This window comes from Conyzicola sp. (genome assembly GCF_057073975.1).
The window spans coordinates 1-7,543 of record NZ_JBXMIS010000147.1; the positions used below are offsets into that span (position 1 = coordinate 1).

The 7,543-nt window shown below is 67.5% G+C and carries 7 protein-coding genes; 6 read left to right on the plus strand and 1 reads right to left on the minus strand.

Translation table 11 applies throughout. From position 1 onward, the window contains the following. The first annotated feature begins 65 nt into the window (after positions 1-65). The 3 genes from AC14A7_RS13570 to AC14A7_RS13580 all read left to right on the plus strand — a co-directional run bounded on the left by AC14A7_RS13570 (position 66) and on the right by AC14A7_RS13580 (position 3,364). A complete protein-coding gene (locus AC14A7_RS13570) occupies positions 66-1,103 on the plus strand; it encodes a substrate-binding domain-containing protein (RefSeq protein WP_484009935.1) in 1,038 nt (345 codons plus the stop codon). A gap of 71 nt (positions 1,104-1,174) precedes the next feature. Continuing rightward, on the plus strand, positions 1,175-2,347 hold the full coding sequence (locus AC14A7_RS13575) for a Gfo/Idh/MocA family protein (protein ID WP_484009937.1): 1,173 nt from the start codon (positions 1,175-1,177) through the stop codon (positions 2,345-2,347). Positions 2,348-2,359: 12 nt separating this feature from the next. Then, entirely contained in the window at positions 2,360-3,364 is a 1,005-nt protein-coding gene (locus AC14A7_RS13580) for a sugar phosphate isomerase/epimerase family protein (RefSeq protein WP_484009939.1), read from the plus strand. Between the two features lie 6 nt (positions 3,365-3,370). On the opposite strand, the gene AC14A7_RS13585 is transcribed toward AC14A7_RS13580, so the two are convergent. Next, positions 3,371-4,537: an ROK family protein gene (locus AC14A7_RS13585; RefSeq protein ID WP_484009941.1), complete on the minus strand. Its 1,167-nt coding sequence runs from the start codon at positions 4,535-4,537 to the stop codon at positions 3,371-3,373. A gap of 151 nt (positions 4,538-4,688) precedes the next feature. Here AC14A7_RS13585 and AC14A7_RS13590 point away from each other — a divergent pair, with 151 nt between their 5' ends. From AC14A7_RS13590 to sucD, 3 genes are all read left to right on the plus strand, one after another. After that, entirely contained in the window at positions 4,689-5,201 is a 513-nt protein-coding gene (locus tag AC14A7_RS13590) for a hypothetical protein (protein WP_484009943.1), read from the plus strand. Positions 5,202-5,310: 109 nt separating this feature from the next. Continuing rightward, entirely contained in the window at positions 5,311-6,474 is a 1,164-nt protein-coding gene (sucC, locus tag AC14A7_RS13595) for an ADP-forming succinate--CoA ligase subunit beta (RefSeq protein ID WP_484009945.1), read from the plus strand. Positions 6,475-6,484: 10 nt separating this feature from the next. Further along, positions 6,485-7,372, plus strand: coding sequence for a succinate--CoA ligase subunit alpha (sucD, locus tag AC14A7_RS13600; protein ID WP_484009947.1), 888 nt, complete (start codon positions 6,485-6,487; stop codon positions 7,370-7,372). The last annotated feature ends 171 nt before the right edge of the window (positions 7,373-7,543 follow it).

Consider the following 7,543-nt stretch of genomic DNA (forward strand, 5'->3'; position numbering starts at 1 on the left):
GGCGGTTGAATGTGCCTTCCCCTCGATGGCTCACTGCGATCCACCGAATTAAAGGAGATTCCCACATGTTCGCAACGCGCACTACGCGTGCCAGGCTCACCATCGCCGGCGCGACCCTAGTCGTCGCAGGCCTGCTCACCGGCTGCACGACCGGCACCACAGGAGGCGGCAGCGCCCCGACCAACAACACCGACAACGAGGCATCCGGCGACACCATCGTCATCGGCTTCTCCGGTCCGGCAGCCGACCACGGCTGGCTCGGGGCGATCAACTCCGCAGCCATCGCCGAGGCGGCGAAGTACCCAGACATCGAGCTCAAGGTCGCCGAGGGCACCGACGACGCCAACCAGCAGATCGCTGCCGTCGAGACCTTCATCAACGATGGCGTCGACGCCATCGTGCTGCTGCCCACCGACGGCGCCCTGCTCACCGAGGTCGCCATCAAGGCGATGGAGGCTGGCATCCCGGTCATCAACGTCGACCGCGAGTTCTCGAGCACCTTCGCCGCGCGCGTCACCATCCTCGGTGACAACTACGGCATGGGCGTCAGCGCCGGCACCTACATCTGCGAGAAGGTCGGCGGCAACCCCGACGCCGTCGTCGCCGAGGTCGCCGGTCTCGACTTCCTCCCGCTCACGCAAGACCGCTCGCGCGGCTTCGCCGACGCCCTCAGCGACTGCGGCCTGACCGTCTCCAACCGCGTTGCCGCCGACTTCACGGTCGCCGGTGGCGAAGAGGTGACGTCGCAGCTGCTCGCGGCCGCACCCAAGATCGACGCCATCTGGAACCACGATGACGACCAGGGTGTCGGCGTGCTCGCTGCCCTCGAAGCCGCCGGCCGCGACGAGATGATCATGGTCGGTGGGGCAGGCTCCGCCAACGCGATGAACCTCATCAAGTCGGGTGACTCCGTGCTTGAGGCGACGGTCATCTACCCGTCGACGCAGGCTGCCGACGGCATCCGCCTTGCCCGTCTCGTGGCACAGGACAAGTCGCTCGGAGACCTCGTCGAGGTCGAGGTGCCGAACCGCATCGTGCTGAACGCGCCGGTAGTGACCGCAGAGAACGTCGACAAGTACCTGCCGACCGCCTTCGCGTCCTAAGTACAACCGGAGGCGCCCGCTGCCGAGCCGGTGGCGGGCGCCTCTGTCACTTTCCAAGAGAGAACTGACACATGTCTTCACTTCGCGTCGCAATGATCGGCCACGGCTTTATGGGCGCAGCCCACTCCCAGGGCTGGCGGGTCGCCCCGCGGTTCTTCGACCTCGACCGCACGCCAGAGATGGCAGTCGTCGTCGGTCGCAGCAAAGATGCGGTGGATGCCGCAGCCACCACCTGGGGCTGGGCAGAGTCGGCGACCGACTGGCGCTCCGTCATCGAGCGCGACGACATCGACATCGTCGATATCGTCACCCCGGGCAACTCGCACGCGGAGATTGCGATTGCGGCTCTCGCGGCTGGCAAGCACGTGCTCTGCGAGAAGCCGCTCGCCAACTCCGTCGACGAGGCCGCAGCCATGGCGGATGCCGCAACGACGGCGCTTGTGGCCAGCGGCGCCCTCGCCATGGTCGGATTCACCTACCGCCGCGTGCCGGCCGCCGTGTTCGCCCGCGACCTGGTCGCCGCCGGAGCCGTTGGAACCGTCTATCAGGTGCGGGCGCAGTATCTGCAGGACTGGCTCGTCGATCCTGAGGTTCCCCTCGGCTGGCGGCTGCAGAAGGATCGCGCCGGCTCTGGTGCGCTCGGCGACATCGGAGCCCATGCGGTCGACCTCGCGCAGTTCATCACCGGCCAGCGAATCGAGTCGGTCAGCGCCCTGCTGCACACCTTCATCGAGGAGCGACCGCTGCAGGAGGCGGCGTCGGGCATTGCCGGCACGGCATCAAGCGGCCGCGGCACGGTCACGGTCGACGACCTCGCCCTCTTCAGCGCCCGCTTCGACGGTGGCGCCATCGGCTCGTTCGAGGCCACGCGCTTCAGCACCGGCCGCAAGAACGCCCTCCGCATCGAGGTCTCCGGGTCTCTCGGTGCTATCTCGTTCGACCTCGAAGACCTCAACTCACTTGGCTTCTACGACCGCACCGCCCCCGGTGACCGGCAGGGATTCACCAAGATCCTCGTCACAGAGCCGGTGCATCCCTATATAAAGGCGTGGTGGCCGGCCGGTCATATGCTCGGCTACGAGCACGGCTTCTCTCATCAGGCCAAGGACTTCGTCGAGGGCATCGTGACGGCGACGCAGCCGCGACCCTCGTTTGCCGACGGGCTTCAAGTGCAGCAGGTTCTCGAGGCGGTCGAGTCGAGCTCGACGGCTTCGGCGATCTGGACGACAGTGGACAACGAGTAGAAAGGGCCAGCAATGCCGCGACCAATCACCCTCTTCACCGGCCAGTGGGCCGACCTTCCATTGGAGGAGGTCGCGCGCCTCGCGAGCGGCTGGGGCTACGACGGCCTCGAGATCGCCTGCTGGGGTGACCACCTCGACCCGTGGCGCTGGGACGAGCCGGGGTATGTCGAGGGCAAGCTCGAGCTGCTCTCCCGCTACAACCTGAAGGTCTATGCGATCTCCAACCTCTTGAAGGGCCAGGCCGTCTGCGACGACCCGATCGACGAGCGGCACCGCGGCATCCTTTCTGACCTCGTCTGGGGTGACGGCGAGGCTGAGGGCGTGCGCCAGCGCGCCGCAGAGGAGATGATGCTGACGGCCCGCCTCGCGGCGAGGCTCGGCGTCGATACCGTCGTTGGCTTCACGGGGTCGTCGATCTGGAAGTACGTCGCGATGTTCCCGCCCGCAACGCAGGAGATGGTGGATGCCGGATACCAGGACTTCGCCGACCGCTGGAATCCGATCCTCGACGTCTTCGACGAGGTCGGCGTGCGCTTCGCCCACGAGGTGCACCCGAGCGAGATCGCCTACGACTACTGGACGACCGTGCGAACCCTCGAGGCGATCGGCCACCGGGAGGCCTTCGGGCTCAACTGGGACCCCTCGCACATGGTCTGGCAGGACATCGACCCGGTCGGCTTCCTCTGGGACTTCAGAGACCGCATCTACCACGTCGACTGCAAGGACACGAAGCTCGGCCGCGCCAACGGCCGCAACGGAAGGCTCGGGTCGCACCTCGCCTGGGCCGACGGTCGCCGGGGCTGGGACTTCATCTCGACCGGTCACGGCGACGTGCCGTGGGAGGCCTCGTTCCGCATGCTCAACCAGATCGGCTACACCGGCCCGATCTCTGTCGAGTGGGAGGACGCCGGCATGGACCGCCTCGTTGGCGCGCCGGAAGCCCTCGCCTTCGTGAAGCGGCTGGCCTTCGAGGCGCCGACCGTCGCGTTCGACGCGGCCTTCAGCACCAGGGCGTAGTAGCCGCTACGCCTTCGCCTTCGCCGGCGCGGACTCGACCATCGCCTCGATCCGCGCCGGGGAGAGCGCGTGGTGGATGGCGAGCATGCTCGCACCCATCATCGCGGCGTTGGCTCCCGCCTTCGACTGCGTGATCTGCAGGTGCTCTGTCGCGAGTGGCAGCGATCGCGTGTAGACGATCTCGCGGACGCCAGCGATGAGGTGCTCACCGGCCTGGGCAAGAGACCCGCCCATGACGATGACGGACGGGTTGATGAGGCTGACGCACGCGGTCAGCACCTCGCCGATGTCGCGCCCAGCCTGGCGCAGCGCCTGGATGGCCTGGATGTTGCCCATCTGCGCGAGGTCGACGACGTCTTTGCTCGTCTCCGCCTCAATGCCCTTCTCCCGCAGCGCGCGGGCGATGGCCGGCCCGGCGGCAAGCGCCTCGAGGCAGCCGAAGTTGCCGCAGTGGCACGGGATGTCGCTGCCGCGCGCGATGTGCACGTGGCCGATATCGCCCGCTGTGCCCTGTGCTCCGCGCTGCAGGTAGCCGCCGGAGATGACGCCAGAGCCGATGCCCGTCGCCACCTTGACGAAGAGCAGGTGGTTGGTCTCCGGCCAGGCGAACTCGCGCTCCCCGAGCGCCATGATGTTCACGTCGTTGTCGACGAGCACCGGTGCCTCGAAGGTGTTCTGCAGCCAGCCCGGCACGTCGAAGCGGTTCCAGCCGGGCATGATCGGCGGGTTGATCGGCATGCCGATGTCGAACTCCACCGGGCCGGGCAGCCCGACGCCGATCGCGAGCAGGTCGCTGAGTGGGCGGCCGAGCTCTGCCATGAGCTCGAGGCCTAGCTCGGCAACGCGGGTGAGCACGACGGCGGGTCCGTCTGCGATGTCGATGGTCTCGAGGCGGCTCGCGAGGATGCGCCCGCTGAGGTCGCTCGCGCCGATGCGCACGTGGGACGCGCCGACATCCACACCGAGAACCACTTTGCCGGATGACGCGATCGCGAACTGCGTCGACGGTCGCCCGCCGGTCGAGACGGCTTCGCCCACCGGCGCGACGAGCCCGAGGGTCATCAAGATGTCGATGCGGGCAGCGACGGTCGAGCGCGCGAGGCCGGTCATGGCTGCGAGCTCTGTACGCGTGCGCGGGCGTCCGTCTCTGAGCAGCTGGAAGAGTTCGCTCACGACCGACGATCCGAGTGCATTCACGTGACTTATGTCATCCACACGTCAGATATAACCACATTCTCGCCTTAAGTGCCGTCTGTGGCGTCGAATCAATTCCGTTCATCCGCGGGCCACCGGCCAGTTGGTTTGGCTGACTACCGTGCGGGGCATGCCCGCCCTCCGCATCCTCGTTCCCCTCCTGCTCGTCGTGACACTCGCGGGCTGCTCGAGCGACGACGGTGCGCTTCGCCTTGTCGACACCAAGGCATCGGTGCAGCTGCTGCGCAACGAGGCCTGGTTCCGGCTGCCCGACGTCATGGTCAAGGGGGATTCCGAGACGACCGATGTGTCGATGCCCTGCGACGACGACGGGCTCCAGCGCTCCTGGCTCTCTGGAACGACGGCCCTCATCAACAACTCGTTCGCCCCGCGCACGGCCGGCGTCGCGAGGGATCTCGTCGCGAGCTTCAGCGAGCAGGGCTGGGACTCCTCTGAGCAGTCGCTCGACGGCTCGACCCGGTACACCCTGCAGAAGCTCGACTCCTTCGCCGTCATCTCCGTGCTGGCGACGGAGAAGGCCGACGGGCACCGCGCATCCATCGCCATCTCCATCACCGGGCCATGTGTTGCCACTGGTGGAGAGGACTCGGATGAGGTTCGCCTGCTCGAGGGCCGCAGCTAGCCCCCATCTGCCGGGGGTAGAGTTCTCAGTGGCCAAAGTATCTCGACGTCGAACTACTTCGACGCCCTGAGTCGGCCACCGACTCCTACCTCACGATTGGATTTTCGACGTGGATCTTTTCGAGTACCAGGCCCGGGACCTTTTCGAGTCCTACGGTGTACCTGTACTTTCCGGCATCATCGCTGACACCCCTGAGGAGGCGAAGGCGGCTGCGGAGAAGATCGGCGGCACCGTCGTCGTCAAGGCGCAGGTGAAGGCTGGCGGCCGCGGCAAGGCCGGTGGCGTGAAGGTCGTTCACAGCCCAGAGGACGCCGCCACGGCAGCAGAGGCGATCCTCGGCCTCGACATCAAGGGCCACATCGTCAAGCGCGTCATGGTCGCGCAGGGCGCACGAATTGCCCAGGAGTTCTACTTCTCTGTGCTGCTCGACCGTGCCAACCGCAGCTACCTCTCGCTCTGCAGCGTCGAGGGCGGCATGGAGATCGAGGAGCTCGCCGTCGAGCGTCCAGAGGCCCTCGCCCGCATCGAGGTCGACCCGATCGTCGGCATCGACCTCGCCAAGGCGCGCGAGATCGCGACCGCTGGCCACTTCCCGGCCGAGCTCGTCGAGAAGGTTGCACCAGTGCTCGTCAAGCTCTACGAGGTCTACAAGGGCGAGGACGCGACGCTCGTCGAGGTCAACCCGCTCGTGCTGACCGAAGACGGCGACATCATCGCCCTCGATGGCAAGGTCTCGCTCGACGAGAACGCCGGGTTCCGTCACCCCAACCACGCTGACCTTGAGGATGCCGCTGCCGCGGACCCCCTCGAGGCCAAGGCGAAGGCCAACGACCTCAACTACGTGAAGCTCGACGGCGAGGTCGGAATCATCGGCAACGGAGCAGGACTCGTCATGTCGACCCTCGACGTCGTCGCGTACGCCGGAGAGAAGCACGGTGGCGTCAAGCCGGCCAACTTCCTCGACATCGGCGGCGGAGCGTCGGCCGAGGTCATGGCCGCTGGCCTCGACGTCATCCTCGGTGACTCCCAGGTCAAGAGCGTCTTCGTCAACGTCTTCGGCGGCATCACCGCGTGCGACGCGGTGGCCAACGGCATCGTCGGCGCCCTCAAGACCCTCGGCGACGCGGCAACCAAGCCCCTCGTCGTGCGCCTCGACGGCAACAAGGTCGAGGAGGGTCGGGCGATCCTCGCCGCGGCCAACCACCCGCTCGTGACTCTCGCCACCTCCATGGACGACGGCGCCGACAAGGCCGCCCAGCTCGCTAACGCTTAAGGAACAGAACATGTCGATCTTCCTCACCAAGGACTCCAAGGTCATCGTCCAGGGCATCACGGGCGGCGAGGGCACCAAGCACACCGCCCTCATGCTCAAGGCCGGCACCAAGGTCGTCGGCGGCGTCAACGCCCGCAAGGCCGGCACGACCGTTGAGCACGAGGGCGGCGTTTCGCTGCCGGTGTTCGGCACCGTGGCCGAGGCCATGGCAGAGACCGGCGCCGACGTCTCCATCGTCTTCGTGCCGCCGGTGTTCGCCAAGGATGCCGTGCTCGAGGCCATCGAGGCGGGCATCCCGCTCGTCGTCGTCATCACCGAGGGCATCCCCGTGCAAGACAGCGCCGAGTTCTGGGCGAAGGCCAAGGAGTCGGGCACGACCCGCATCATCGGCCCGAACTGCCCTGGCATCATCACGCCGGGCGAGTCGCTCGTCGGCATCACCCCGGCGAACATCACCGGCAAGGGTCCCATCGGCCTCGTCTCGAAGTCGGGCACCCTGACCTACCAGATGATGTTCGAGCTGCGCGACCTCGGCTTCTCGACCGCCATCGGCATCGGTGGCGACCCGGTCATCGGCACGACGCACATCGACGCCCTCGAGGCGTTCGAGGCCGACCCCGACACCAAGGCGATCGTCATGATCGGCGAGATCGGCGGCGACGCCGAAGAGCGTGCCGCCGACTACATCAAGGCGCACGTCACCAAGCCGGTCGTCGGCTACGTCGCGGGCTTCACCGCCCCCGAGGGCAAGACGATGGGCCACGCGGGCGCGATCGTGTCCGGCTCGGCCGGCACGGCCCAGGCCAAGAAAGAGGCGCTCGAGGCCGCCGGCGTCAAGGTCGGCAAGACGCCGAGCGAGACCGCGGCGCTGCTCCGCGAGGTCTACGCCTCCCTGTAGGGCCGACCCGCGCCTCCTCGACGGGCGTGTTCGTCACGACCGGTCGTCCTCGGACGCCCGGTCACGGCGGACACGCCCGTCGTCGTCCGCCGGGGAGCCGGGTGCTGCCCCGCGGGCACCCGGCACATGGTCGTCGCCCGGCGGCGGGGCAGCCGGTCGGCCCCGGTCGGC

Excerpts from the sequence above, each read along its gene's own strand:
- AC14A7_RS13590 (WP_484009943.1), top strand. The coding sequence starts at position 4,689 with ATGCCCGCCCTCCGCATCCTCGTTCCCCTCCTGCTCGTCGTGACACTC.
- sucD (WP_484009947.1), top strand. The coding sequence starts at position 6,485 with ATGTCGATCTTCCTCACCAAGGACTCCAAGGTCATCGTCCAGGGCATC.
- AC14A7_RS13575 (WP_484009937.1), top strand. The coding sequence starts at position 1,175 with ATGTCTTCACTTCGCGTCGCAATGATCGGCCACGGCTTTATGGGCGCA.
- AC14A7_RS13580 (WP_484009939.1), top strand. The coding sequence starts at position 2,360 with ATGCCGCGACCAATCACCCTCTTCACCGGCCAGTGGGCCGACCTTCCA.
- AC14A7_RS13570 (WP_484009935.1), top strand. The coding sequence starts at position 66 with ATGTTCGCAACGCGCACTACGCGTGCCAGGCTCACCATCGCCGGCGCG.